The organism is Streptomyces sp. NPDC001406, assembly GCF_042895285.1.
Classification (GTDB): Bacteria; Actinomycetota; Actinomycetes; order Streptomycetales; family Streptomycetaceae; genus Streptomyces.
On record NZ_JBIAWG010000008.1, the window covers coordinates 238,851 to 263,967 of the forward strand.

At 69.8% G+C, this 25,117-nt stretch carries 26 protein-coding genes; 16 read left to right on the forward strand and 10 right to left on the reverse strand.

Features of this window, described 5'->3' with window-relative positions; genetic code table 11:
• Positions 1-26: 26 nt before the first annotated feature.
• The 3 genes from ACFY1J_RS21370 to ACFY1J_RS21380 form a co-directional block, all read right to left on the reverse strand.
• The gene (locus tag ACFY1J_RS21370; RefSeq protein ID WP_390731670.1) at positions 27-1,223 is read right to left on the reverse strand and encodes an exo-beta-N-acetylmuramidase NamZ domain-containing protein; all 1,197 of its coding nucleotides are present in this window, start codon (positions 1,221-1,223) and stop codon (positions 27-29) included.
• 159 nt (positions 1,224-1,382) lie between these two features.
• Positions 1,383-2,054, reverse strand: coding sequence for a transcriptional repressor LexA (gene lexA / locus ACFY1J_RS21375; RefSeq protein WP_390707944.1), 672 nt, complete (start codon positions 2,052-2,054; stop codon positions 1,383-1,385).
• 113 nt (positions 2,055-2,167) lie between these two features.
• Complete coding sequence (locus ACFY1J_RS21380; protein WP_390731671.1) at positions 2,168-2,710, reverse strand: MarR family winged helix-turn-helix transcriptional regulator; 543 nt, start codon at positions 2,708-2,710, stop codon at positions 2,168-2,170.
• A 125-nt stretch (positions 2,711-2,835) separates the two neighbouring features.
• Here ACFY1J_RS21380 and ACFY1J_RS21385 point away from each other — a divergent pair, with 125 nt between their 5' ends.
• Entirely contained in the window at positions 2,836-4,191 is a 1,356-nt protein-coding gene (locus ACFY1J_RS21385) for a pyridoxal phosphate-dependent decarboxylase family protein (RefSeq protein WP_390731672.1), read from the forward strand.
• A gap of 121 nt (positions 4,192-4,312) precedes the next feature.
• On the opposite strand, the gene ACFY1J_RS21390 is transcribed toward ACFY1J_RS21385, so the two are convergent.
• The 5 genes from ACFY1J_RS21390 to ACFY1J_RS21410 form a co-directional block, all read right to left on the reverse strand.
• Positions 4,313-5,746 carry an alpha/beta hydrolase gene (locus tag ACFY1J_RS21390; protein ID WP_390731673.1) on the reverse strand — a complete coding sequence of 478 codons (1,434 nt, stop codon included), beginning with the start codon at positions 5,744-5,746 and terminating at the stop codon, positions 4,313-4,315.
• A gap of 183 nt (positions 5,747-5,929) precedes the next feature.
• Positions 5,930-6,649, reverse strand: a complete 720-nt coding sequence (locus ACFY1J_RS21395; protein WP_390731674.1) for a DinB family protein — start codon at positions 6,647-6,649, stop codon at positions 5,930-5,932.
• Positions 6,650-6,794: 145 nt separating this feature from the next.
• Positions 6,795-7,433 (reverse strand): HAD family hydrolase, encoded by a 639-nt coding sequence (locus ACFY1J_RS21400; RefSeq protein WP_390731675.1) that lies wholly within the window; start codon positions 7,431-7,433, stop codon positions 6,795-6,797.
• A gap of 111 nt (positions 7,434-7,544) precedes the next feature.
• Positions 7,545-8,498, reverse strand: a complete 954-nt coding sequence (locus ACFY1J_RS21405) for an ArsR/SmtB family transcription factor (protein WP_390731676.1) — start codon at positions 8,496-8,498, stop codon at positions 7,545-7,547.
• Between the two features lie 151 nt (positions 8,499-8,649).
• Positions 8,650-8,835 (reverse strand): hypothetical protein, encoded by a 186-nt coding sequence (locus tag ACFY1J_RS21410; RefSeq protein ID WP_390707951.1) that lies wholly within the window; start codon positions 8,833-8,835, stop codon positions 8,650-8,652.
• A 13-nt stretch (positions 8,836-8,848) separates the two neighbouring features.
• Between ACFY1J_RS21410 and ACFY1J_RS21415 the strand changes: the two genes are divergently transcribed.
• Both ACFY1J_RS21415 and ACFY1J_RS21420 read left to right on the forward strand, forming a co-directional pair.
• The gene (locus ACFY1J_RS21415; protein ID WP_390707952.1) at positions 8,849-9,154 is read left to right on the forward strand and encodes a hypothetical protein; all 306 of its coding nucleotides are present in this window, start codon (positions 8,849-8,851) and stop codon (positions 9,152-9,154) included.
• 111 nt (positions 9,155-9,265) lie between these two features.
• Positions 9,266-10,171: a hypothetical protein gene (locus ACFY1J_RS21420; RefSeq protein WP_390731677.1), complete on the forward strand. Its 906-nt coding sequence runs from the start codon at positions 9,266-9,268 to the stop codon at positions 10,169-10,171.
• 27 nt (positions 10,172-10,198) lie between these two features.
• Here ACFY1J_RS21420 and ACFY1J_RS21425 read toward each other — a convergent pair whose 3' ends face one another.
• Complete coding sequence (locus ACFY1J_RS21425; protein ID WP_390707954.1) at positions 10,199-11,068, reverse strand: LLM class flavin-dependent oxidoreductase; 870 nt, start codon at positions 11,066-11,068, stop codon at positions 10,199-10,201.
• Positions 11,069-11,275: 207 nt separating this feature from the next.
• Here ACFY1J_RS21425 and ACFY1J_RS21430 point away from each other — a divergent pair, with 207 nt between their 5' ends.
• The 13 genes from ACFY1J_RS21430 to ACFY1J_RS21490 all read left to right on the forward strand — a co-directional run bounded on the left by ACFY1J_RS21430 (position 11,276) and on the right by ACFY1J_RS21490 (position 24,468).
• Positions 11,276-12,277, forward strand: coding sequence for a lytic murein transglycosylase (locus ACFY1J_RS21430; protein WP_390707955.1), 1,002 nt, complete (start codon positions 11,276-11,278; stop codon positions 12,275-12,277).
• A gap of 54 nt (positions 12,278-12,331) precedes the next feature.
• Complete coding sequence (locus ACFY1J_RS21435; protein ID WP_390707956.1) at positions 12,332-13,351, forward strand: sigma-70 family RNA polymerase sigma factor; 1,020 nt, start codon at positions 12,332-12,334, stop codon at positions 13,349-13,351.
• Positions 13,352-13,459: 108 nt separating this feature from the next.
• Complete coding sequence (locus tag ACFY1J_RS21440) at positions 13,460-14,389, forward strand: ABC transporter ATP-binding protein (protein ID WP_390707957.1); 930 nt, start codon at positions 13,460-13,462, stop codon at positions 14,387-14,389.
• Positions 14,386-15,156 carry an MlaE family ABC transporter permease gene (locus tag ACFY1J_RS21445; RefSeq protein ID WP_390707958.1) on the forward strand — a complete coding sequence of 257 codons (771 nt, stop codon included), beginning with the start codon at positions 14,386-14,388 and terminating at the stop codon, positions 15,154-15,156. The genes ACFY1J_RS21440 and ACFY1J_RS21445 overlap by 4 nt, the downstream gene beginning before the upstream one ends.
• Before the next feature lie 3 nt (positions 15,157-15,159).
• A complete protein-coding gene (locus tag ACFY1J_RS21450; protein WP_390707959.1) occupies positions 15,160-15,975 on the forward strand; it encodes an MlaE family ABC transporter permease in 816 nt (271 codons plus the stop codon).
• Between the two features lie 5 nt (positions 15,976-15,980).
• Positions 15,981-17,216 carry an MCE family protein gene (locus ACFY1J_RS21455; protein WP_390731678.1) on the forward strand — a complete coding sequence of 412 codons (1,236 nt, stop codon included), beginning with the start codon at positions 15,981-15,983 and terminating at the stop codon, positions 17,214-17,216.
• Positions 17,213-18,250 (forward strand): MCE family protein, encoded by a 1,038-nt coding sequence (locus ACFY1J_RS21460; RefSeq protein WP_390707961.1) that lies wholly within the window; start codon positions 17,213-17,215, stop codon positions 18,248-18,250. Before ACFY1J_RS21455 ends, ACFY1J_RS21460 begins: the two co-directional genes overlap by 4 nt.
• A 179-nt stretch (positions 18,251-18,429) precedes the next feature.
• Positions 18,430-19,410 carry an MCE family protein gene (locus tag ACFY1J_RS21465; RefSeq protein WP_390708101.1) on the forward strand — a complete coding sequence of 327 codons (981 nt, stop codon included), beginning with the start codon at positions 18,430-18,432 and terminating at the stop codon, positions 19,408-19,410.
• Positions 19,407-20,531: an MCE family protein gene (locus ACFY1J_RS21470; RefSeq protein WP_390707962.1), complete on the forward strand. Its 1,125-nt coding sequence runs from the start codon at positions 19,407-19,409 to the stop codon at positions 20,529-20,531. Before ACFY1J_RS21465 ends, ACFY1J_RS21470 begins: the two co-directional genes overlap by 4 nt.
• On the forward strand, positions 20,528-21,838 hold the full coding sequence (locus ACFY1J_RS21475) for an MCE family protein (protein ID WP_390731679.1): 1,311 nt from the start codon (positions 20,528-20,530) through the stop codon (positions 21,836-21,838). Before ACFY1J_RS21470 ends, ACFY1J_RS21475 begins: the two co-directional genes overlap by 4 nt.
• Complete coding sequence (locus tag ACFY1J_RS21480) at positions 21,835-23,112, forward strand: MCE family protein (protein WP_390707964.1); 1,278 nt, start codon at positions 21,835-21,837, stop codon at positions 23,110-23,112. Before ACFY1J_RS21475 ends, ACFY1J_RS21480 begins: the two co-directional genes overlap by 4 nt.
• Positions 23,109-23,600: a hypothetical protein gene (locus ACFY1J_RS21485; RefSeq protein ID WP_390731680.1), complete on the forward strand. Its 492-nt coding sequence runs from the start codon at positions 23,109-23,111 to the stop codon at positions 23,598-23,600. Before ACFY1J_RS21480 ends, ACFY1J_RS21485 begins: the two co-directional genes overlap by 4 nt.
• 70 nt (positions 23,601-23,670) lie before the next feature.
• Positions 23,671-24,468: a hypothetical protein gene (locus tag ACFY1J_RS21490; protein ID WP_390707966.1), complete on the forward strand. Its 798-nt coding sequence runs from the start codon at positions 23,671-23,673 to the stop codon at positions 24,466-24,468.
• A gap of 8 nt (positions 24,469-24,476) precedes the next feature.
• Here the strand turns inward: ACFY1J_RS21490 and ACFY1J_RS21495 are convergent, their stop codons facing one another.
• A complete protein-coding gene (locus ACFY1J_RS21495; protein WP_390707967.1) occupies positions 24,477-25,088 on the reverse strand; it encodes an AraC family transcriptional regulator in 612 nt (203 codons plus the stop codon).
• Positions 25,089-25,117 lie beyond the last annotated feature (29 nt).

A 25,117-nucleotide genomic window follows, 5' to 3' on the forward strand; every position in this document is an offset into this window, starting at 1 on the left:
AGGTCGCGGCGGTGGGGCGGGAGGTCTCAGGTGTAGAGCAGCACGTCGTCGCCGACCCACCGGCCGGGCGGCGCCGGCGGATCGCACAGCGGCAGCGGGTCGTCGCCCGCGTCCACAACGCGCCGCAGTCCGTCGGACCCCCACAGCAGGTCGATGAAGTGACGATGGCCGGTCCCCTCCGCGCCGCCGTTGGTGGTGCGCCAGGCGAAGTCGTCCGGGTACAGCCGCCGCAGCGTGGCGAGCATGGCGACGGCCGTACGTACGGGAGCGAACACCTTGCGATCGGTGATGTGGAGCTGGACCCCGCGCAGCGGCTGTCCGGCGTGTTTGTGGAAGGTCGGTACGTACCGCAGATCACGGAAGTGCACTCCGGGCAGGGCGAGTTCAGCGAGCGAGGGCGCGAACCGGGCGTCGATGTACGGTGCTCCCACGATCTCGAAGGGCTGCGTGGTGCCACGGCCCTCCGAGACATTCGTCCCCTCGAACAGGCAGGTGCCGGGGTAGACGGTGGCGGTGGCGGGCGTCGGGATGTTCGGTGAGGGCGCGACCCACGGCAGGCCGGTGGACTCCGCACCCATGGCACGCTGCCAGCCGTCGACCTCGATCACCGTCAAGTCAGCGGCGCTGCCCGCCATTCGGGGCACAGCCGTGGCGTTGAGATGCCGGGCGAGTTCGCCGCAGGTGAGGCCGTGCCGGACGGGTATCGGTACGCGCCCGACGAAGCTGGCCCACGCCGGGTCGAGCAGCGGGCCCTCGCTGAGGAGTCCGCCCAGGGGGTTCGGCCGGTCGGCGACCACGAACCGTACGCCCGTACGGGCCGCCGAGACCATCAGGTCGAACATGGTCCACACGTAGGTGTAGAACCTGGCCCCGATGTCCTGCAGGTCGTACACCAGGGCGTCGACGCCGCTCGCGAGCAGCAGTTCATCGAGGCGTTCGCCGCTGCACCGGTATGTGTCATGGACCGGGAGCGCGGTCGCGGGATCCACCTGGGCGGCCTCGCTCTCGCCGGCCTGGCCGGTCCCGTACAGCCCGTGCTCAGGACCGAACAGGGCGACCAGCCGCGCGCCGGCCTCCAGCAGCGCGGGCGCGGCCGGGCGCAGGTCGGGGAGGACGCCGCTGTGGTTGGTCACCAGCCCGAGTCGGCCGGGCCCGGCAAGTCCGGGGCACACGGCCAGTCGTGCGATCCCGGTCGTCACCGCGACGCGGTCGTCCGTGCTCATCCTGTGGCCCCGTCTGCCGGTGACATCTCGAAGCAGTTGTCCGAAATTTACTGGCATGTCTTGCAATTTGGCAATGATCTACCAATAGCCCACACGGAGGGTGGCACAGGTCGAGCCGGACGCCTCACACACCCGTTGCGCGTGCCGGACGCTGCCTGATCACAGGCGCCGCAGGACGCCCACCACCTTGCCCAGGATCTGTGCCTGCTCACCGGGGATCGGCTCGTACGCGGGGTTGCGGGGCATGAGCCACACGCGCCCCTCCTGCCGACGCAGCACCTTGACCGTGGCCTCGTCCTCCAGCAGCGCGGCGACGATGTCCCCGTGGTCGGCACTGTCCTGCCGCCGGACGGTCACGATGTCTCCGTCACAGATCGCCGCGTCGATCATGCTGTCGCCGGAGACGGTCAGGGCGAACAAGTCGCCCTCCCCCACGATCTGGCGGGGCAGGGAGTAGACGTCCTCGATCATCTCCTCGGCGAGCAGGGGCGCACCGGCGGCGATCCGACCCACGAGCGGCACGTCGACCGGCGCGGCGCTCCTGCCGCCGAGGTCGGGCGCCCAGGAGGGCCGCACCTGGTAGGCGCGGGGACGGTGCGGGTCGCGATAGAGGACGCCTTTGCGTTCGAGGACGGTCAGCTGGTAGGCCACCGAGGACGTACTGGCGAGATCCACGGCCTGGCCGATCTCCCGCATCGACGGAGGGTAGCCCTGCCGGTCGACCGTCTCCGTGATGTATCGGACGATGGCCGACTGACGGCCGGTCAGCTCTCCCTCACCGGCCCGGACCCCTGGGGGACGGCCTCGGCGAGCGGGCGCGGCGTTCTCCATCCGGGCACCTCCGTACAAGATCGTTCGGGTTGACCATAACCCGCCATCCACCAAAAATGGAACACCTTGTCGAATACCTGGAGCCCGGGCGTCGTATGCCCAGCCAGACCGGGTCATTGCCCGCTCGGCTCCGTCGACCGGCGCCGGCCCGCCTTGCCTCCGACTCGCCGCCCGGCGCCGCCCTGCACGGCTCTGTCGATCTCGGTCAGGGCTCGAACGAGGGAACCGTAGTCGCCTCCCGCCACCGGGGTCACGAAGCATTCCTCGACCACCTCCGCGTGGACGGCGGCCGCCTTGAGGAAGACGGCACACCCCTGCTCGGTGGCCTCCACGACGGTGACGCGCCGGTCGGTTGGGGAGGGGCGGCGGCGGACGAGGCCGGACTCCTCCATGCGGTCGATCAGCCGTGTGGTGCCGCTGCTGGTGAGGACCAGCTCATCCCCAAGACTGCGCTGTGACACCTCCTCGCCGGGTGTGCGGTAGAGCCTGAGCAAGAGTTCGAACATGGTGTGGTGGATGCCGCACCGCTCCCGCAGGGCCGCGTCGATCCGCTGTTCGAGGCGGCCCGCAGCCTTGAAGAGCAGGCCGAAGTCGCGCACCAGATCGCTGCCCGCCGCCCGCGCAGCCCGCTGCTCCGCGTCGTCACCATTGCCCACCAGAGATTTTCCTTCGGACTCAAACGAATTCATTGACTGCTCACTCACTGACTGCTCAACTAAATCTAACGGGCCGGGCGCCACCTGTCGGCGGCGTCGCGTCATGAGCGAAAGGGAGAGCAGGCATGGACCTCAACCGATGGCTGGGCGAAGCTACCCAGGCGGTCCAGGACTGGTCCGCGGACTTCGGCCCCTACGAGCCGCACCCCGCGCTGAAAGTCACCGACGAGGCATTCGCCCCCGTGTTCGCCGACTTCACGGACCGGCTGCGGGACAACTATCCGTTCTTCCATCCCCGGTACGCAGGCCAGATGCTCAAGCCGCCGCACCCGGCCGCCGTGGTCGGCTACCTCACCGCCATGCTGATCAATCCGAACAACCATGCCCTGGACGGCGGCCCGGCCACCGCGCGGATGGAGCGGGAGGCCGTGGCACAGCTGGCGGCCATGTTCGGGTTCGACCAACACCTGGGCCATCTCACCACCAGCGGCACCATCGCCAACCTGGAAGCCCTCTTCGTCGCCCGGGAGAGTCACCCCGGCAAGGGAGTCGCCTACAGCGCCGAGGCCCACTACACGCACGGGCGCATGTGCGGCGTGCTCGGCATGGAAGGGCACCCGGTTCCCGCTGACGACGCGGGCCGCATCGATCTCCTGGCTCTGGAGGAGGTACTGAGCACCGGGCGGGTGGGCACGGTCGTACTCACCGTCGGGACCACCGGACTCGGTGCGATCGACCCCGTGCACCAGGCGCTGCCGCTGTGCCGACGCCACGGAGCCCGGGTCCATGTCGACGCCGCGTACGGGGGCTTCTTCACCCTGCTGGCCGGGGCCGAGGGGCCCGAGGCGCTCGCGCCGGAGCCCTGGCGCGCCATCGCGGACTGCGACTCCGTGGTGATCGACCCGCACAAGCACGGGCTCCAGCCCTACGGCTGCGGCGCGGTCGTCTTCCGCGACCCCGAGGTGGGGCGCTTCTACCTGCACGACTCCCCGTACACGTACTTCACCTCCACCGAGCTGCACCTCGGCGAGATCAGCCTGGAATGCTCCCGGGCAGGCGCGGCGGCTGCGGCGCTCTGGCTCACCTTCCAACTGCTGCCGCCCACCGCGCAGGGGCTGGGACGCGTGCTGGCTGCGGGCCGCAGAGCGGCCCTGCGTTGGGCAGAGCTCATCGACGCGTCCGATCTACTGACTCTGTATCAACAGCCCGAACTCGACATCGTCAGCTACTTCCCCGCCGTCGAACCGGCCACCCTCTCCGCCATCGACCATGCCTCGGCTCGCGTCCTCAACGACGGCATGACCGCCCGCGACGCCATCTTCGTCAGCACGCTCCGGGCCTCCGCCGACGCCTTTGCCCGCCGCCACCCCAAAATCGACCGCGACACCGATGGCGCCCGCATCCTGCGCAGCGTGCTCATGAAGCCCGAGAGCGAACACCACGTCGAGCAACTGCACGCCGCCGTGGAACGCCTCATATGACACCGCTCCTGCGTCCCCCGCACGAGCTGGAGCAAAGATGCGAGGTCGGCGAACCCGATCCGGGGTGGCGCAGTAGCCGTCACCCGTCACGTCATCGCAAAGTCGCGGGTCGCGGAGGCACTCACGGCGCCGGGGTCGCCGGACACGTGGCGTTGTCGGCCGGGAGTTGCCCGGTGAGGAGATAGCGGCTGCCGTGGCGGTCCATGCAGGTGTTGCCGGCGAACAGATACTGCCCGTGGTTGCCGCCGCCCGCGACGACCAGGCGGGAACCGGTCAGTGCCTGGTGCATGCGCCGGGCGCCCACGACCGGGGTCGCCGGATCGTCCTTCGCCTGGAGCAGCAGGACCGGCGGCACGTGAGCCGAGCCGATCTTCACGGGCCGGGCCGTCGGGGCTTTCCAGTATGCGCAGGGCGCGCTGTACCAGGTGTTCAGCCAGGCGAACAGTGGAGCCTTACGGGCCGACGCGGCCGTGTCCCGGTGCCAGGTCGCCCAGTCGCGGGGCCAGGCGTCGTCCACGCAGTTGTAGGCGAGCTGGGCCGGATCCACGCCGCCGAGGGCGAGCTGGTCGGTGGCGCTGAGCAGGCCGCTCGCATCCCCGCGCCGGTAGTCGGAGACGGCCTGGGCCACATCGCCCCAGGTCAGGTCCGTGTACATGACGGACGCCAGCAGATCGTCGAGCTCGGCGCTGCCCGCCCGGCGCCCGGCCGGCTTGGTGTCCAGCTTCTTACGGGTGGCCTCCCACGCGGCCGCCACCTTGGCCTGCGTGGCACCCAGGTGGTAGGTCCCGTCCTTCTTCGCCACCCAGGCAAAGAACTGGCCGGCCCGGTGCTGGAGCGCCGGATTCTGCTCGTACTGCGAGGCGTAGGTGGTGACGGTCGGGTCGACGACGCTGTCGAGAATCATGCGACCGGTGTGCGAGGGGAACAGTGTCGCGTACGTGGCGCCGAGCTTCGTCCCGTACGAATAGCCGAGGTAGTCCATCTTGTCGCGGTGGAACGCGGTACGGATCCGGTCCATGTCGCGGGCCGCGTTCTCGGTGGTGATGTACGGCAGCAGGGCCTTGGACTTCGCGTCGCACTGCTCGGCGATCTTGCGGGCAACGGTGCGCCGCGCCTGCTCCTGCCCGTCGTTCGCGGGCGTGTACGGCACCGCCGGGTGCTTGATCAGCCTGGTCGTGTCCCCGCAGGAGACCGGGGTGCTGGCACCGACGCCGCGCGGGTCGAAGCTGACGACGTTGTACTTCGCGCCGACGTCCTGGGGCAGCGAGCTCAACACGAGCTTGGCCGTACCGATCCCCGGTTCACCCGGCCCGCCCGGGTTGACCACGAGAGTGCGCGGGGCGTTCACATCACCCACCATCGACAGGGTGAGCTTGATCTGCCGTCCGCCCGGATCGGCGTAGTCGAGAGGGACCTTGAGGGTGGCGCAGTACGTGCCGCGGGGAGCGTCCGAGCCCGCGGGACAGGTGGACCAGTGGAGGGCGGCGGGTCCGGTGGCCGTGGTGGCCGGCGTCGCGGTGGCCGCCTGCGGCCCGGCGAGGGCGACAAGCCCCAAGGCGGTGACGACCGCCGCACCGCGTCGTGTCAGAGGAGAGCGCGCACTGGACAAGTGCTCCTGCTTTCAGGTCAGTTCTGCTGCTGCCGGCAAGCAAGATGAGGCGGAGGGCCAAAGGGTTGTGTTGCTGCGAAGGTTGTCTTGACTCTGACCCGCGCGACCGGCGCGACCGGCGCGACCGGGCTACCGAGGAGTGGCGGAGCGCACCCGCCACAGGTCGCGGAGCAGCGCGATCTCGGCCATGTGGTGGATGAATTCGAGGTTGGCGCCCGACAGCACGGCGATGAAGGGATTGTCGGCGTCGTTGCTGTACGGGTACTGCGAGAAGCCGACCATGTCGAACTGCTCGTCGGTGACGGCGGCGACGCTGTCGCGCCAGCGGTCGATCAGCGCCCAGAACCGCTCGAGCGCCAAGGCGGCGCAGGGGGTGAAGTCGACCAACCGCTTCGGTTCCTGCCGCCGTTCACCGAAGGTCCACTCCCATCCGCCCGCGAAGTGGAAGTGCAGGTGTCCCAGCCGCCACGCGATGGTCGTGATCGGCGTCTCGTCGGGCTCCGGTGCACCGGTGTGGGCGAGGACCTGCTCGACACGCTCGATGCTCACGCTCCAGTCAGCGGCGATCTTGGCGAGGGTCATTCCGTCTGCGGCCTGTCGGGCGACCTCGGCGTACTCGCTTGCCGGGATGTCCGGGGCGCCCAGGTCGAGCACCCACTCCCCCGGCCCGAACGCCCTGGGCGTCGCGGCCTCGCCCCGGCGCCGTATCGACCAGGAACCCGGCGCCGGTTCCCACAGGTACTCCTCGTCACCGAGCCCCGTCAGCCGCACCCGGGCCATCTCCCTGGCCTGGTCGAACTGGTCGAGCAGCAGGCCCAAACGGTCGGTTCGCGCACCCTCGGTCTCCATACGTGGCTCCCTTCGCGGTCGCGTCTCGTACGACACTGCGCTCAGGCGGAAGTTAACGGCTGGTCCATCGGGGCGCGACCGATTTTGGCCCAGCCGACCACGGAGATGCGCGCGAGGCGCCCGCCGGCTGTTCGGCCACCGTGACCTACTGATCGTCCCGGATCGGGAAGGCCACCACCTCGTCCACCGGTCCCCGCAGATCCACCGTGAAACCCGCGTGCTCAAGCGCTTGGGCACCCTGCCTGGTAGCCATGGCGAGTGCGAGCCGCTCGGAGACGAACTCCACGACAACGGCCTCGGCCTCGTCCACGGCCGTGGTCAACTCGGGCAAGCCCAGGCCGTCCGGCAGCTCGATCCTCGTCCGGAGTACCGGTCGGTCCTCCATCGCGGCAATGGCGAACACCGGGTGAGCCGCCGTACGCATTCCGGCCTCGCGTGCGCAAGCGCGCTCCTCGGCGTCCTCGCCCACGAAGACACAGTCGTCGGCTGCCGCTCCCCCGGTGCTCGCGAGCGCCTGGTCGAAGATCCTACGGCTGTCCTTCGTACCCCAGTGCACAAGTGCCTCGTCGGAGAAGTGGCCGGGGAACGCCTCCCGCAGCGCGGCTGCCGCACGTGCGGCAGCACCATTGCCCGGACCGGGGTCGGAGATGATGCCCTTGCGGACCTCCTGGAGGGCGTCGAGCACAGCCATGACACGCGGTCGGGGCTGAAGAGTCAGGGAGCCGTCGGGATCCACATGGGCATCCGCCAAGGTCGCCCCGATGTCGAAGAAAATCACTGGCATGTGCAGTGCCTCCCCGTGGTGAACGCCTTCGAGTCGCATCCACCCGGGTGATAGTCGCGAAGGTGCTCAGCTCAACGACCTGTGCGCGCGCTCAACGACCTGTGCGCGCGCTCAACGACCTGTGCGCGCGCCCAATGGTTGAGACCCGACCACCAGGGAGGCGCCGGTCGGAGTCAGTGTGTGCAGGACGTGCGCGGCATGCCGGCTGCTGGCCAGCAGGCCCGCGTCACGCAGGACTCCGGCGTGCTTGCTCGCGGAGGGTGCGGAGATCCCGACCGCACGGGCGATCTCCCCGGTCGTGGCGCCCGCGCCCGCCGCGACGACGCAGAGCACGGTCGCCCGGGTACGGCCCAGCAGCGCGGCCAGTGGGGTGGCCGGCCGGATGCTGAGGGCGGTCGGTTCGTGCAGCAGGGGGTAGACCAGCACGGGCGGCAGCTGGGAATCGGCGAGGCTGATCGGGCTGCTCCAGCAGAAGTAGGACGGCACGAGACGCAGCCCCCGGCCGTCCAGGTACAGATCCCGGTCGTCGACGGGATAGCGGACTTCCAGGATCGGAGGCCGCCAGATCAGCCCGGGGCCGAGCCCGGCCAGCATGCGGTCCACGCCGCCGTCGAGCAGATCGCGGCAGCACTGCGACCGCGCCGCTTCGATGCGCGAGTGCATCGCCTCGGTGAACGGGGCGACGGCCGCCTCGTAGTAGGCGCGGATCGCCGCGACGAGCTCCGCGCGCTCCTGTCGGTCCGTCAGTCGTCGTACCCAGGCCGGAGCGCCCACACGGTGGTCGAGCACCGTCAGCTCATCGCGCACACGGCGGGGCGGGGTGGACATGATGGTGTCGAGACCGGCGTTGAGCCCATCGTCCAGGGCGGGGGAAGGCGTCAGGAAGTCCGGAAAGTAGACGGCTCGTGGGTACAGCGGCAGGAGCAGATCACGCAGGGTGCGTTCGAGGTGGTTCTCCCGGATGCGGGCGCCGGCCGTGCGGTACCACTCGGCGTAGGCCCAGCGGCCGGCGCGGGTCTGGAAGCGGTGCAGACTGGCGGCCACCTCCCACAGGGGATCGGGCACCCGGGCCACTCTGGTTCTCGCCAGGTCGATCTCTGAGAAATGAATGCGGAGCATCCCGGTCCCCTGTCCGGCCTCGGCATTTTCCTCCTGGCGACACACCATGGACCACTGAGGCGGAATTGGCAACAGTGGACGCGACCAACCGCACACCTCAAGGGGGAATGGTGAGACGAATATTAGCCATGATCGCGGGAGTTGTGATTCTGCTCGGTGCGATGGCCGGAACATCGGCGGCCAGTTCGGCAAATGATTCCGCAAACCACGGCAAGGCATCCGCGGTGACATCCTTCACCTCGGTGAAGGCTGCCGCGGCACCTGCCGGCTGTACTTCCGGCAATTTCTGCTTCTGGGTGAACGCGGGATACTCCGACGGGCCGGGAAAGCTCTCCGGAAAGAACTCCGACTGGTCCGTCTTCGGTCACTCCAGCTGTCCGAGCCGCACCTGGAACGACTGCGCCTCGTCGGACTACAACAACGGAGTCAGCTGTGACGCCGTCGTGTGGACCGGCAAGTCCTACGGCGGAACCGGCGGCTGGATCCCGAAGGGCACCGGCGGGAACTTCAACTCGACGTTCAACGACGCCGTCTCGTCGAACAGCTGGGGCGTCTACGCGACCGGCGGCACCAACTCGACCTGCACCGGCCCCGTGCCGTAAGGGACGGGACAGCTGACGGGACAGCTCAACTCCCCAGGTTCCAGGTGCCCGCGGGCAGCAGTCCGCGGGCACCGCCCGGCCCACACCGCCAACCGAGAGGCCCAGGACACCATGCGACGCGCATCGCTCGCCTGCGCGGTGGCGGGAGTCCTCGCGCTCACCGCCGCGTGCGGTACGACCGACGACGCGCACGAGAAACGCGAGCGACCCCTCGCCGCTGCCGAACTCGACCTGCTCACCCGGTCCGGGACCTTCGTCAGGACCAGTACCGGGCTGGCGAACAAGGAATCCGAACTCATCGCGGCCTGCATGGCAAAGAAGGGATTCCGCTACCGCGCCGACAAGATGGCTCGGCCGGCCGGATCCGACGAGCAGCGGACGTTGAACATGCGAGACCGTCGAAGCCGTGGATACGGCCTGGGAGATCAGTACGCATCCGGATCACACGGTCGCGGTTCATCACCGAACGACGCCTATGTGTCGTCGCTGTCGGAGAAAGAGTCGGCCGCCTATATGAAAGCACTGCGCGGGAGCGGTTCGGATTTCCGCGAGATGCGTTTCGGGGGCGGCCAGAAGGTCACGTTCTCGGCACGGGGCTGCGAGGCCGAGAGCCGGAAGCACCTCTACGGAAGTGTCGACGACTGGGTTTCCGTCGCTTACTACCCGCAGAATCTCAACGGCCGCCTCACGCCTCTGGTGGAGGAATCCCCGAAGTACCGCAAGGCCATGACCGACTGGAAGACATGCATGCGGGCCGAGGGATACCCGTACGGCTCTCCTGACGACGCCTACGAACGGCTCAGGGCCGCCTATCACAAGCAGGGTGCCGACCCGGCGCTGCGCAATCGCGAGGTCTCCGTCGCCGTGGCGGACGGCAAGTGCGCCGCGAAACTCCACATCCCGAGCCTCGCGCTCGCTCTGCGCCGGAGCTACGCCAAGTCGCTGCCGGACGACGACAAGGCCCGGCTGCGGTACCTCACCTCCGTCTGGCGGGCGGCCGCCGCCCGGGCGCGTTGAGGTCCGGGCTGGGCACCTTCAGCAGGGTCACCACAACACCGGCGGCCCCTGCTCGATGCGGCGCAGCACCGGTGTGAGCCGGTCGAGCGCTTCGCTGGTCTGGATCTGCCGCTCGTCCCACCAGGTGGCTCCCGCATCGGCCAACGGACCGATCAGATCACGGGTCTTGGCGGCGTCGTCGCCCGGGGTGGCACCGCCGAGGACGATCTCGAAGGGAGCGCCGGACCGGTCGTCGCGCTCCTTGCGCACGAATGCGACCAGGTCGCGCACCTGACCGACAGGCGGCACATGACCGTGCCTGGCGTCGGTGAACAGGGGGACCGCACCGTCCCAGCGGGCGGCCCGGCGCATCGGCGGACGGTTCGGCCAGAAGCCGGCGACCCAGACCGGCGGCCGAGGGCGTTGCGCCGTGGCGGGCAGCAGGGTCACGTCCCGTACCTGGTAGTGCTGTCCGTCGTGGTTCACCGGTTCGCCCGACCAGAATCGCTCCAGCAGGTCCAGGCCCTCGTCCAGCCGCTCGGCCAGCACCTTGGGGTCCGTGGTGTCACCGAAGCTCGCGTACTCGTCCTCAAGGGGCCCGCCCAGCCCCGCGGCGAAGACGACCCGACCGCCGCTCATGGCATCCAGGGTCGCCACCTGGCGGGCGAGCTGCTGCGGGCGTCGCCGGGCGACCGGGGTGACCAGCGTGCCCAGCCTGATCCGGGAGGTCGCCAACGCGGCGGCGGTCAGCAGCATCCACGGGTCACCGAAGGGCCTGCCCTGATGCTTGCGATGCAGTACATGATCCCAGACGAACAGCCCGTCCCACCCTGCCTGTTCGGCCGCCACGGCCACTTTCGCGACGGTCCTGGGATCGGCGAAGTCACCGAAGTTCGCAATGTTGACCGAGAAGCGCATCCCCGCATCCTGCTGCACGGCAGGGGGACCGGCAACGGAATAGCGGACCCGCCTGCGCAGCCCACTTCCGAATTCGCCCACCCTTCGCGCGACGGACCCGCCGCCCTGCCCCGTAGAGCAGACGACATCGGTCCACAGGGAGGGGAGCACGACTTGGCAGGGCACAGGGTCAGAGGCGCCAGAAGTGCGGCGATCACGGCAGCAGCCATGGCGGCGCTGACCGCCTCACAGCCGCCGTGGGCGGTTCCGGCACGGGTCTCCGCACCCGCACGGTCGGCGGCACCCGCCGAGCGGGGGCCGAGCGTGACGGGCGACACCCCGTACCGCACCGATCTCCCGCCACTACGGACGGGGGAGCAGAAGCGTGGGGCGGCGGTGGCGAGCGCCGCGCTGCCGGTGAGTGTGTTCGCCGCCTACCGTCATGCCGAGGCGGAGCTGGCGCGCACGGCGCCCGGCTGCCGGCTGCGGTGGCAGCTGCTGGCCGCGATCGGCCAGGTGGAGTCCGGGCAGGCGAAGGGCGGTCGGGTGACGGCGGACGGTACGACCGTGACGCCGATCCTCGGGCCGCGGCTGGACGGCGGCGCGTTCGCCCTGGTGCGGGACACCGACGGCGGCGCCTACGACGGGGACCCGGCCTACGACCGTGCGGTCGGACCGATGCAGTTCATCCCCTCGACGTGGGCCCGCTGGGGCACGGACGGCAACGGCGACGGCCGGGCCGACCCGGACAACATTTTCGACGCGGCGCTCGCCGCCGGGCGCTATCTGTGCGCGGGCGGGCGGGACCTCTCCGATCCGGCCGGACTGGACCGGGCGATCCTCGGCTACAACCACTCGCAGGCCTATCTGAGCACCGTCAGAGCCTGGTACGCGTACTTCCTGGCAGGGCACCGGGTGGTGCCGGACAGCTCGGCAGGGTCGTCGGCGCGCCCCGAGCGGTCGCACCAGGAGCCCGCCCCGAAGCCGACACCGTCCGCCCGTCGGAGCCCCGCCCCGTCCCGAACCCCGTCCGCGCCCGCGTCACCGACTCCCGCCGACTCACGACCGGCGCCCCGGGCCGGTGAAACGGACGAGCCCCAACTCCCCTTGCCCCGCACGGACATCGAACCGCCCGGCGACGGCCTGTTGCCCAGCGACGGTCCGCTGACCAGCAACGGAGTGGTCTCGTTGACCGCCGCCCCCTCCCCAACCGCGGATACCGGGCGGTAATGTCGCCACCCGCCGGACAGCACGAGACCGGCGAGTGAGCGCAAAGGGGCCCTCATGGCGACGGACATGTCGGACATGCCTGCGGAGATACAGGCGGCCCACGACCGCTGGCAGCGCATGTGGAGCCACCGCGAGCAGTTGCTCAAGGTGGCCCGGCGCAGGTCGATGAGCCTGGAGGACGCCGAGGACGCGGTGCACGAGGCGATGCTGCGCGCCGCGGAGCGGCCCGACCTGGACGACGAGCGTCTCGGCGCCTGGCTGACGACCGTGACCATGCGGCTGTGTGTCGACCGGTATCGCCAGGTCAACCGTGAGGCCAAGGTGTCCGGCAGTCCCACGCTCGTCGCGCCGGGCCCGGTGCCCATCGACGAGGCCGTGTGCGACCGGGCCGAGGCCAGATGGCTGGCCGTACGCAGCGGGGAGCTGCCCGCACGCCAGGCCGAGGCACTCCGGCTGAAGTCGGAGGACCTCGACGTCGGCCAGGTCGCCGTGCGCATGGGGCTGAGCTACCGGACCGTCGAGTCGCTGCTCGCCCGGGCTCGGCGCACGCTGCGCAACTCACTGGCCGCCACTCTCGGGTTCGCGCTGTTCCTGTTCGGGCGGGGGCGACTGCGGGCGAGCGGCAAGGCACAGGCCGTGGCAGCCGCGTCGACGGCGGCGACCCTGGCGGTCGCGGGATTCGTACTGCCGCACACGCTCGGAGGGGGCGGGCCGGACGCGGCGCCCCTGCCCTCGGCATCCTCCGTGTCCGGGACCCCTGCCGAGACCGTCCGGCCCGACGGCACCGCCGGGACACCCGCCCCGAAGGCCCGCGAGCTGTCGGCCCCCGCAACGGCTTCCGGAGCGACGGCCCCACCCGGTGATCACCACGATGCGCTGCTGCCGCTGACGGTGCCGCCCGTGCCGGAGGCCTCCCTGTCACCCTTGCCGGCCGTTCCGGAGGTCCCGAGCGTGTCGGGCCTCCCGAGTATGCCCGCCCTTCCCGATCTGCCGGACGCGTCCACGATCCCGGCGGCTCTTCCGTCCGTCCCGGCGACTCCCACCGAGGTATCGGTGCCGACCGCACTGCCGTAGTCCCCCGGCGAGCCCTTCCGAAAAAAATCTCCGTTCCCCGCGACGGACACCCCGCCTCTCCCCGTAGAGCAGATGTCGGAGCTGCTCCGCGGCGGAAGGGTGGAACGGATGGGTGTCGAGATCTGTGTGGAAGGGCTGACCAAGTCCTTCGGTCACCAGGTCATCTGGCAGGACGTCTCGCTGACGCTGCCCGCCGGGGAGGTCTCGGTCATGCTCGGGCCGTCGGGCACGGGCAAGTCGGTGTTCCTCAAGACGCTCGTCGGACTGCTGAAGCCGGACCGCGGCTGCGTGAAGGTCGCCGGTCGTGACATCACCAGGCTGCGCGAACACGAGCTCTACGAGGTGCGGAAGCTGTTCGGCGTGCTGTTCCAGGACGGCGCGCTGTTCGGCTCGATGAGCCTGTACGACAACATCGCCTTCCCGCTGCGCGAGCACACCCGGAAGCCCGAGAGCCAGATCCGGCGCATCGTGCTGGAGAAGATGGACATGGTCGGGCTGATCGGATCGGAGGGGAAGCTGCCCGGTGAGATCTCGGGCGGGATGCGCAAGCGCGCGGGCCTGGCACGGGCGCTCGTGCTGGACCCCGAGATCATCCTCTTCGACGAACCCGACTCCGGCCTCGACCCGGTGCGCGTCGCCTATCTCAACCAGCTGATCGTCGACCTCAACGCGCAGATCGACGCGACTTTCCTGATCGTCACGCACGACATCGCCTCGGCCCGCCAGGTGCCGGACAACATCGGGCTGCTGTTCCGGCGCGAGCTGGTCATGTTCGGCCCGCGCGAGAGGTTGCTGACCAGCGACGAACCCGTCGTACGGCAGTTCCTGAACGGGCGGATGCAGGGTCCGATCGGTATGGCGGAGGAGAAGGACGCCGCGCAGGTGCAGCAGGAGCTGGCCCAACTCGTCGACAGGGCGCCCGTCCGCGAACCGACACCGCGGCTGCTGCCGGGACCCGGCATCATCCGTCCGCCCCGCTGGGAGGCGATCGCGCGACGGGAGGCCGAGCTGCGCCGGAAGGAGGTGGCGGACCGATGAGAGTGTCACCGACCGGGGCGCTCAGGCAGTCCGGGAACCTCTTCGCGATGGCCCTGGACGTCGTCCGGACCCTGCCCCGACGGCCGTTCCAGGCAAGGGAGTTCATCCAGCAGGCCTGGTTCGTCGCGAGCGTCACCATTCTGCCGACGGCCCTCGTGTCCATCCCGTTCGGAGCGGTCATCGCGCTGCAGATCGGCAGTCTGACCCGGCAGCTGGGCGCCCAGTCCTTCTCCGGGGCCGCCTCGGTGCTGGCGGTGCTGCGGGAGGCCTCGCCGATCGTGACCGCGCTGCTGATCGCGGGCGCGGGCGGTACGGCGATCTGCGCGGATCTCGGGGCGCGGAAGATCCGCGAGGAGATAGACGCGATGCAGGTGCTCGGCATCGATCCCATCCACCGGCTGGTCGTTCCGCGCGTGCTGGCGTCGATGGTGGTGGCGGTGCTGCTCAACGGCCTGGTGTCGGTGGTCGGTGTCGCGGGCGGCTATTTCTTCAACGTCGTTCTGCAGAACGGCACTCCGGGCGCCTATCTCGCCTCCTTCACCACGCTCGCCCAGCTCTCCGACCTGTGGGCGGCCGAGATCAAGGCGCTGGTGTTCGGTGCGATCGCCGCGATCGTTGCCTCGTACAAGGGACTCACCGCGAAGGGCGGCCCGAAGGGTGTGGGCGACGCGGTGAACCAGTCGGTGGTGATCACCTTCATGTTGCTGTTCGTGACGAACTTCGTGATGACCGCGGTGTACTTCCAGGTCGTCCCGCAGAGGGGTTAGCCAATGCGACTTCTCGAACGACCACTGCGCTCTCTCGAAGAGCTCGGCACCCAACTGTCCTTCTACGGCCGCTCACTGGCCTGGACCGGCCGCACACTGCGCCGCTACAAGAAGGAGATCCTGCGACTGCTCGCCGAGGTGAGCTTCGGTCGCGGCGCCCTCGCCGTCGTGGGCGGCACGGTCGGCGTCATCGCCTTCCTGTCGTTCTTCACCGGCACGGAGGTGGGCCTGCAGGGATATGCCGCGCTCAATCAGCTCGGCACCTCCAACTTCGTGGCATTCCTCTCGGCGTACTTCAACACCCGTGAGATCGCCCCGCTGGTGGCCGGGCTCGCGCTCTCCGCAACCGTCGGCGCCGGATTCACCGCTCAGCTCGGCGCGATGCGGATCAGCGAGGAGACCGACGCGCTCGAAGTCATGGGCGTGCCCTCGCTGCCGTTCCTGGTGACCACCAGGATGATCGCCGGTTTCGTCGCGGTCATCCCGCTGTACGTCATCGGCCTGCTGTCCTCGTATCTGGCGGCCCGCGCCATCACCACCGGCTACTACGGGCAGTCGGCGGGCACCTACGACCACTACTTCCAGCAGTATCTGCCGCCGGTCGACGTGCTGTGGTCCTTCGGGAAGGTGCTCGTCTTCGCCGTCCTGATCATCCTGGTGCACTGCTTCTACGGCTACTACGCGAGCGGCGGCCCGGCGGGCGTCGGTGTCGCCGTGGGCCGCGCCGTGCGGACGTCGATCGTCGCGATCAACGTCCTGGACTTCTTCCTCTCGTTGGCGATCTGGGGCGCCAACACGACCGTACGGATTGCGGGGTGAGCCGGATGAGGGTGCTGAGACTACGGCTGTACGGCGTCGTGTTCATCGCCGTACTCGCCCTGCTGCTGTCCCTGTCCGTCGCCGTCTACCAGCAGGCGTTCACCCCGGCCGTACGGATCAGGCTGGAGGCCGACAGCCTCGGCAACCAGCTCGATCCGCGCGCCGACGTCAAGCTGCGCGGGCTGCTGGTCGGCGAGGTCCGCGCGGTGCACGCCGACGGGACGAAGGCGACGCTCGACATCGCGCTCAAGCCGGAGTACGTCGCGTACATCCCGTCCGACGTGCACGCGCGCCTGCTGCCCAAGACGCTGTTCGGCGAGAAGTACGTGGACCTGGTCGCGCCCGTGCACTCCTCGGCTCGCCCCATCCACGCCGGGGACGTCATCACCCAGGACCGCACCCGCGTCGGCATCGAGCTCCAGCAGCTGATGAACGACCTGCTGCCGCTGCTGCGGACCGTGCAGCCCGGCAAGCTCAACGCCACGCTCTCCGCGTTCGCCACCGCCCTGGAAGGACGCGGCGACCGGATCGGCGACAACCTCATGCGCGTGGAGGACTATCTGCACCGGCTCAATCCTCATCTGCCGTCCCTCACCGAGGACTTCGCGCGCCTGGCCGATGTCGCCGGGGTGTACGGCGACGCGGCTCCCGACCTGATGGAGATCCTGCGCAACACCGTCACGACCAGCCGCACCCTGGTCGAGCAGCGCGGCCGGCTCGCCTCCGCGCTCACCACGACGGCGACCGCCGCCAGCACCACGGAGGACTTCCTGGACGCGAACGGCGACCGGCTGATCACCCTCGGCCGGGTCTCTCGCCCCACGCTCGCACTCTTCGCCCGCTACTCGCCCGAGTACCCCTGCCTCCTGGCCGGCCTGGTCCGCGAGGAACAGGCCTCCGAGCAGGCGTTCCGGGGCGGCAAGATGCACATCACGCTCGAAGTCGTACGACAGCAGGGGCCGTACGAGCCCGGTGAGGAGCCGCGCTACGACGACCGCTCGGGACCGAACTGCCGCGACCTGCCTCATCCCCCGGTGCCCGCACCCGGGGTTCACCTCAACGACGGTTCGAGCAAGGGGAGTTCGAGCGGTCCGCTCGGTGTGTCCGCCACCCGGGCCGAACAGCGTGCCGTCGGCTCGCTCGTGGCGCCCGTCATGGGCGTGCCCGCCGACGAGGTGCCACCGGTCGCGACGCTGCTGTTCGGGCCGATGGCGCGCGGGACGGCGGTGAGCGTCGCATGAGGACATCGAGTGCCCGGCAGACCGCCGCCCCGCTGATCAAGTTCAGCCTCTTCGCGCTGGTGACGATCCTGGCGACGGCGCTGCTCGCCGCCACCATCGTCAACATCTCCCTCACACCCGAGCACACCTACCGCGCGGTGTTCGCCGACGTGACCGGCCTGGAGAAGGGGGACGACATCCGGGTGGCCGGGGTGCGGGTCGGCGAGGTCGAGGGGATCCGGATCAAGGACCGGACACTGGCCGAGGTCACCTTCACCGTCACCGCGGACCGTCCGCTGTTCAACAGCACCGGCGCGGTCATCCGCTACCGGAACCTGGTCGGACAGCGTTACGTCGCCCTGACCGAGGGGGTGGGAGACGGCACCCGGCTGAAGTCCGGAGCCACCATCCCGCTCTCGCGCACGCAGCCCGCGCTGGACCTCAACGCGCTGCTGAACGGCTTCAAGCCACTGTTCGCGGCGCTCAGCCCGCAGGACGTCAACCAGCTCGCCACCGAGATCATCCGGACGCTGCAGGGCGAGGGCGGCACCGTCAACAGCCTGCTGGTGCACACGGCCTCGCTCACCACGACGCTGGCCGGCCGCGACAAGCTGATCGGCTCGGTGATCGACAACCTCAACACCGTGCTGGAGACGCTGGACAAGCGGGGCGCCCGCTTCTCCGGGCTGCTCAAGCAGCTGCGCCGGCTGGTCTCGGGGCTGTCCGCCGACCGCAAGCCCATCGGTCGGTCGCTGGTGAGCATCGGCGACCTGACGGACGCGACCTCGGGACTGCTCAAGGACGCACGTCCGCCGCTGAAGGACGACATCGCCGAGCTGACCGATCTCACCGGAACCCTGAACAGGAACGACAAGACCGTGGAGGGCGTGCTGAAGCGGCTGCCGAACAAGCTGGGCGAGCTGACGGGGACGGCGTCCTACGGCTCGTGGTTCAACTTCTACCTGTGCGACTTCGACGGCCGGATCATACTGCCGAAGACGAAGCAGGTGCTCACTCCCGAGCTGCATGTGGCGAGAGCGAGGTGCGGCGCATGACGAAGCACCTGCGCAAGCGCCGCCCGGAGCCGTTGGTCAAGGTCCGTATCGACCCGCCCAAGCTCCCGAGAGTACGGCTCCTGCCGCGCCGCGCGCCTCGCCCCCGCCGCCCGGAACCACTGATCAAGGTCCGCATCGAGCCGCCGCGGCTTCCCCGTGTACGGATACGCCGCCCGCGCCTGGTCCCGTTCCGGGAGCGCAACGCCGTGGTGATCGGGGCCGTCGGCCTCACCACGCTCGCGCTGCTGACCGTGGCCGCCTTCAACGTCGACAGCCTGCCGCTGATCGGTGACGGCGACACCTACAGCGCCGCCTTCTCGGAGGCGGGCGGGCTCAGGCCCGGTGACGAGGTGCGCATCGCCGGGGTCAAGGTCGGCAAGGTCGAGGGCGTCGATCTGGAGGAAGACCACGTCAAGATCACCTTCAAGATCAAGGGCGATCCCGGGTTCGGCACCGAGACCGGCGCCTCCATCCGGGTCAAGACGATCCTCGGCGCCAAATACCTCGCGCTGCACCCCAAGGGACCCGGTCAGCTGAAGCCCGGCAGCGAGATACCGCTGAGGAGGACGGTCCCGGCGTACGACGTCGTGCAGGCGTTCAGCGATCTCACCACCACGACGGAGCAGGTCGACACCGACCGGCTGGCGAAGGCCCTCGACACCATCTCCACCACGTTCCAGGACTCCCCCGCCGAGGTACGGGCGTCCATCAAGGGCCTGTCCAAGATCTCCCGGACGGTGGCCTCACGGGACAAGACACTCGGTGAACTCCTCGACCACGCGAACGGTGTCACGGGCGTACTGGCCGAGCACACCGAGGACTTCACCGCACTGGTCAAGGACGGCGACCAGCTGTTCAAGGAGATCAGCAAGCGGCGCGAGGCGATCCACAAGCTGCTGAAGAGCTCCGCCGCGCTCGGCATCGAACTGTCCGGCCTGGTCGAGGACAACAAGAACGAGATCGGGCCGGCGCTCAAGGGCCTCAACCGCGTGGTCGAGATGCTCGAACGCAATCAGTCGAGCCTCGACCGGAGCGTCGAGCTGCTCGCCCCGTACGTCCGGCTCTTCACCAACACCCTGGGCAACGGCCGCTGGTTCGACTCCTACGTCCAGAACCTGGTCGCCGCTCCGGTGGTGCCGCGCACGGGAGGCTCGCAGTGAACAACCTGAAGCGGCGCGTGGCCCTGGTCACCGCACTCGCCCTCGTCGCCGCGCTCACCTACCTGCTGTGGCCGCGCTCCGAGCCCGTGCACGTCACCGCGTACTTCCCGCGCACCGTCGGCATCTATCCCGGCTCGGACGTCCGCGTCCTCGGCGTCCGGATCGGCGAGGTCGAGAAGATCAGGCCGGAGGGCGACCGGGTGCGGGTGGAGCTGGAGTACGACGCAGGCCGCAAGGTCCCGGCCGACGCCAAGGCCGCGATCATCAACTCCTCCGTGGTCAGCGACCGTTACGTGCAGCTGCTGCCGGTCTACCGCAGTGGTCCGGCGATGCGGAACGGTGACGTCATCCCCGAGACGCGGACGGCCGTACCGGTCGAGCTGGACCGGATCTTCGACAGTCTGCACACGACGGCCGAAGCGCTCGGCCCCAAGGGCGCCAACAAGGACGGCTCGCTGTCGCGGCTGCTCGGGGTGAGCGCGGACAACCTCGACGGCCAGGGCGACAACCTCCATCAGACGGTCGAGGACCTCTCGCAGGCCGTCACCACCCTGTCCGACGGCCGCACGGACCTCTTCGGCACGGTACGGAACCTTCAGGTCTTCACGGCGGCCCTGGCCGCCGACGACCAGAGCGTGCGGTCGTTCAACTCCAGTCTCGCCAAGGTCGCCGGGCAGCTCGCGGGCGAGCGCAAGGATCTCGCCGCCGCGCTGCTGAATCTGGGGACTGCGCTCGGTGACGTGTCGGACTTCGTGAAGAAGAACAAGAAGTCGCTGACCTCGAACGTGGCGGGCCTGAGCAAGGTGACCAAGGTGCTCGTCACCCAACGGGCCGCACTGGACGAGCTGTTGAAGGTCGCCCCCGCGGGTCTGTCGAACCTGAACAACGCCTACAACCCGTCCGCGGGCACCCTCGACACCCGCAACAACCCCGACCGGCCCCAGGATCCGGCCTCGCTGCTGTGCTCCGTACTGAGGACGACCGGCGACGAAGGCGGCAAGAACCCCGACTGCAAGGAGCTGAAGGCGCTCTTCGACTCCCTGCCGAAGGTGCCTCGGGGATCCGCGGTGACGGGCACGGTCGACCGGACGCTCGGCGGAATCCTGGGGGCGAGCGCATGAACGCACTGCGCAAGGGTGGGGCGCTCGCCTGGGCGGCCGTCGGCTCGCTGCTGCTGTCCGGCTGCGCGTTCAACGGCTGGTACGACGTCCAGCTGCCCGGCGGAGCCGCCGCCGACGGCCACGCCTACCACGTCACCGTCGAGTTCCGTGACGTCCTCGACCTGGTGCCGCAGTCGGCGGTGAAGGTCAACAACGTCACCGTGGGCGCCGTGGAGAAGGTGGAGCTGGACGGCTGGCACGCGCGTGTACGGCTGAGGGTCGCCGACTCGGTGAGGCTGCCCGCCAACGCGGTTGCCGAGTTGCGGCAGACCAGCATGCTCGGCGAGAAGTACGTCGCACTCTCCGCTCCGTCCGGTACGGCCCCCGTGGGCAGGCTCGGCGACGGCGACCGCATCCCGCTGTCCCGCAGCGGCCGCAACCCGGAGATCGAGGAGGTGCTGTCCGCACTGTCCGCGCTCCTCAACGGCGGCGGAGTGGCCCAGCTCAAGACCATCACCGTGGAGCTGAACAAGGCCCTGGACGGCCGCGAGAACCGGGTGAGGTCGCTGCTCAAGGAGCTGAACACGTTCATCGGCGGTCTGGACGACCAGCGCAAGGACATCGTCCGCGCCCTCAAGGCCGTCGACCGCCTCGCCCAACGGCTCGGGAAGGAGAAGAAGACGATCGCCCAGGCCGTGGACACGATGCCGCCCGCCCTGAAGGTCCTCGCCGACCAGCGGCGCGATCTGACGAGGATGCTCACCGCCCTGGCGAAGCTGGGCACGACGGGCACCAAGGTGGTCCAGGCGTCGCACGACGACACGGTCGCGAACCTCGAAAAGCTGCGGCCGATCCTGCGGCAGCTGAACAAGGCGGGCGACGACCTCCCCAACTCCCTGGAACTGCTGACCACTTATCCCTTCCCGCGCAACGCGGTGGACGCCGTCAAGGGCGACTACGTCAACCTGGACATCACCGCCGACCTCGATCTGTCGGACCTCTACGGGAACCTGACGGGCGGGTCCGGCAAGTCCGGCGGGGGAAACGGCGGTTCCCAGCAGCCCGGGACTCCCGACCTGCCGGAGCTCCCGGACGTGCCGGGCGTCCCGACGCCCACCGCGCTGCCGAGCACGCCCGGCCTGCCGTCCGCTTCGGTGCCGTCGGCCCCGCCGGCCCCGTCAGGCGGGGGCGGGCCGCTCTGCCCGCCGGTGTGCACCAGTGCCTACACCGCCCGAGGAACGCTGCCCGAGGGGCTTGAGGGTCCCGAGAGTCCCGAGGGGATAGATCTCGCGCTCGCGGAGCTGATGCTGAAGGGGGTTCAGCCGTGATCACACGGACGGTCAAGGCCCAACTGCTCGCCTTCGCCACCGTCACCGCCGTCGGGGTGTCCTATGTCGGCGCCGAGTACGCCGGCCTGCTCGACGACATCCTGGACCGCGGCTACACGGTGCAGGCGGACTTCGCCGACTCCGGGGGAGTCTTCCCGGGCGCCGAGGTCACCTACCGGGGGGTGCCGGTGGGCCGGGTCGGCACGCTGCGGCTGACCGGATCCGGCGGAGTCTCGGTCTCCCTCGACATCGAGGACGGCGCGCCGCGCATCCCGGCGGACACCCTCGCCGTGGTGGCGAACCGATCGGCGGTGGGCGAGCAGTACGTCGATCTACAGCCCCGCACGTCCAACGGCCCGTACCTGCTCGACGGAAGCGCCATCCCGCGCGGCAGCACCCGCGTACCGCTGCCCACGACGGACCTGGTCCTCAGTCTGGACCGGCTCGTGAACTCGGTCGGCAAGGACGATCTGCGGGTCACCGTGGACGAGTTGGGCCGGGCCTTCGCCGGCACCGGACCGAACCTGAGCCGACTGGTGGACTCGGGCAACGCGCTCATCGCGTCGGCGTCCGACTCACTGCCCCAGACGATCGCGCTCATCGAGAACTCGCGGAAGGTCCTCAAGACGCAGGCCGACCAGGGCTCCTCCATCAAGTCGTTCGCGCACGACCTGGCGGCGCTCACCGCACAGCTGAAGTCGAGCGACGGGGACCTGCGCAAGCTGATCGGCAACGCGACGCCGGCCGCGCAACAGGTGAACTCGCTGTTGAAGTCCACCGGGCCACGGCTGTCGGTCCTGCTGGCCAACCTGATCAGCGGCGGCCAGGTCACGCTGGCGCACCTGCCGGGTGTGGAGCAGGCGCTCGTCACTTTCCCGGCGCTGGTCTCGGGCAGTTACACCGTCGTCCCGGGCGACGGCACCACCCACTTCGGCCTGGTGGTCAACGCCGACGACCCGCCGCCGTGCACCCAGGGATACGGGACGACGCGCCGTGACCCGGCGGACACCAGCACGCGCGAGGCGAACACCGACGCGCGCTGCACGGCCCCGCGCGGGAGCAAGTCGTCGGTCCGGGGCGCCCAGAACGCCCCCGGCCCCACGGCAGCTCCCGGCGGCGCGAACCGGACGGCGTACGTCACGCCGTACGACCCGGATACCGGCACCGCCACCGGCCCGGACGGAAGGCCCGTCGAGATCGGCTCTTCGGGCGGCCAACAGGCGGTCTTCGGAAAGGAGTCGTGGCAATGGTTGCTCGTCGGACCGATGGCATGAGCAGGGCCCTGTCGGGCAGGGCCGGGTCGGTGGGGCTCGTCGTGGCGACCGTCCTCACGACCGCGCTGACGATCTGGCTGAGCCTCGCGCTGTACGACCAGCACGAGACGGAGCAGCGGCGTCAGGACATCCTGGCCGCGGCTCGCCAGTCGGCGCTGAACTTCACCTCGCTCGACTACCGGCACTACGACCGGGACAGCGCGAACGTCCTCGAAGGCGCCACCGGCGACTTCAAGAAGCAGTTCGCCGCGCAGACCGAGGAGCTGACCAAGCTCGTCGCCGAGAACGAATCCGTGTCCGAGGGCCAGGTCCTGGAAGCGGGCATAGTCCGGTCCGACGAACACTCGGCGCGTGTCCTGGTGGTCGCCGACAGCAAGGTGACCAACACGGCCGCGCCGAAGGGCGAGGCGCGCACATACCGGCTGCAGCTCGACCTGGTGTACCGGGACGGCCGCTGGCTGACGTCCGACGTCGAGTTCGTCGGCTGACTCCAACCACCATCCTCCGCCCACCACCCTCCCTGCCCTCTCCGCCCTGCAAGACATGAGGAGTAAGACCGTGGCGAAGACGACCACCCGAGGCCGCGGCTCCGGTTCCGGCACCCGGCGCACCATGACCGCGGCCGCCCGCGCGGCGGCCAAGCGCGCGGAGCGCGGAAACAGCGAACCAGGGCCGACGGCCACCGATGAGGCCGGCCCGGGCCGGCCCGAGACGCGCGATGCCGGACGCACCGTGCTCATCGAGCCCCCGAAGCACGGCTGGGAGGACCCGCCCGAGCCCTCGCCGGAGTCCTTCGAGGAGGAGGATGCACCGCAGGAGGAAGGCGAGCCCGGCCCCGCAACGCCGACGCGGCGCGCTCGGCGGCTGCTGCTCACCGCGGTCCTGTGCGTCCTGCTCGTGGCGGGCCTGATCGCGGCGGCCGTGCTCGGCTGGCGGTACCGGGAGGGGGTGGCTGCCGAGCAGGCACGAGGGCAGGCGCTCGCGGCCGCGCAACAGGCCGCGCCCGTCGTGCTGTCGTACGACTACCGGCATCTGTCCCGCGACTTCGCCGCGGCAGGCACCCGGCTCACCGGGCACTTCCGCGACGAGTACCGCAAGACCACGACGACGGTGGTCGGCCCGACGGCCAGGAAGTACCACGGGGTCGTGAAGGCAACGGTGGCGACGCCGACCGACGGCCCTCCCGCAGCCTCAGTGATCTCGGCATCGGCGGACCGAGCGGTGGTCCTCCTCTTCGTCAATCAACTGACCACCAGCACCCAGGTCTCGGGCTCCCGCCTGGACCTGAACCGGGTACGGATGACGCTGACCCACACGTCCAACGGCTGGAAGGTGAGCGCGGTCGACGCGCTCTGACACGCGCGTCACCGCCCCAGTGCAACCTCGCCCGCGTGGACGGCACGCAGGGCGCGCTCGACGGTCTCCTGGTTCTCACCCACCGGAGCCACATGGCCGAGGACGTCGCGGGCGGCGTCCTCCCCGAGCGACCGGGCGATCACCCAGGTGGCGAGGTACTGAGACGCCAGGCAGCCGCCCGCCGTGGCGATGTTCCCCTCGGCGTGGAACGGCGCGTCCAGAACGGTGACGTCGCAGGCTTCGACAAAGGGCCGGCTCTTCCTGTCCGTGCAGGCGGGCATGCCGTCCAGCAACCCGAGCCGGGCGAGCACCAGCGCGCCGGAGCACTGGGCGCCGATCAGCTGTCGGGCAGGGTCGAGCGGCAGCCTGGAGATCAGCCGGTCGTCGGCTACCACGTCTCGCGTCTTCACCCCGCTTCCGATCAGCACGACATCGGCTTCGGTCACGAACTCCATCGGGCGCTGCCCGGTTGCCTGGACGCCGTTCATGGAGGTGACTACCGGGGTCGGTGTCGTGATGAAGGCCTCCAGGCCGTCCTTCCGGCATCGGTTGATCAGCGCGGAGGCGATGAAGCTGTCGAGCTCGTTGAATCCATCGAAGGTGACCACGGCTACCCGCACGGCATCTCCTCCCAGTACGGCACGGGAGG

Bases quoted from the DNA above. Each gene is read 5' to 3' on its own strand.
- ACFY1J_RS21485 (WP_390731680.1), top strand. From the start codon at position 23,109: ATGAGCAGGGCCCTGTCGGGCAGGGCCGGGTCGGTGGGGCTCGTCGTG.
- ACFY1J_RS21395 (WP_390731674.1), bottom strand. From the start codon at position 6,649: ATGGAGACCGAGGGTGCGCGAACCGACCGTTTGGGCCTGCTGCTCGAC.
- ACFY1J_RS21385 (WP_390731672.1), top strand. From the start codon at position 2,836: ATGGACCTCAACCGATGGCTGGGCGAAGCTACCCAGGCGGTCCAGGAC.
- ACFY1J_RS21435 (WP_390707956.1), top strand. From the start codon at position 12,332: ATGGCGACGGACATGTCGGACATGCCTGCGGAGATACAGGCGGCCCAC.
- ACFY1J_RS21430 (WP_390707955.1), top strand. From the start codon at position 11,276: ATGGCGGCGCTGACCGCCTCACAGCCGCCGTGGGCGGTTCCGGCACGG.
- lexA (WP_390707944.1), bottom strand. From the start codon at position 2,054: ATGGAGAACGCCGCGCCCGCTCGCCGAGGCCGTCCCCCAGGGGTCCGG.
- ACFY1J_RS21460 (WP_390707961.1), top strand. From the start codon at position 17,213: ATGAGGACATCGAGTGCCCGGCAGACCGCCGCCCCGCTGATCAAGTTC.
- ACFY1J_RS21400 (WP_390731675.1), bottom strand. From the start codon at position 7,433: ATGCCAGTGATTTTCTTCGACATCGGGGCGACCTTGGCGGATGCCCAT.
- ACFY1J_RS21370 (WP_390731670.1), bottom strand. From the start codon at position 1,223: ATGAGCACGGACGACCGCGTCGCGGTGACGACCGGGATCGCACGACTG.
- ACFY1J_RS21475 (WP_390731679.1), top strand. From the start codon at position 20,528: ATGAACGCACTGCGCAAGGGTGGGGCGCTCGCCTGGGCGGCCGTCGGC.
- ACFY1J_RS21425 (WP_390707954.1), bottom strand. From the start codon at position 11,068: ATGCGCTTCTCGGTCAACATTGCGAACTTCGGTGACTTCGCCGATCCC.
- ACFY1J_RS21440 (WP_390707957.1), top strand. From the start codon at position 13,460: ATGGGTGTCGAGATCTGTGTGGAAGGGCTGACCAAGTCCTTCGGTCAC.
- ACFY1J_RS21445 (WP_390707958.1), top strand. From the start codon at position 14,386: ATGAGAGTGTCACCGACCGGGGCGCTCAGGCAGTCCGGGAACCTCTTC.
- ACFY1J_RS21455 (WP_390731678.1), top strand. From the start codon at position 15,981: ATGAGGGTGCTGAGACTACGGCTGTACGGCGTCGTGTTCATCGCCGTA.
- ACFY1J_RS21450 (WP_390707959.1), top strand. From the start codon at position 15,160: ATGCGACTTCTCGAACGACCACTGCGCTCTCTCGAAGAGCTCGGCACC.
- ACFY1J_RS21420 (WP_390731677.1), top strand. From the start codon at position 9,266: ATGCGACGCGCATCGCTCGCCTGCGCGGTGGCGGGAGTCCTCGCGCTC.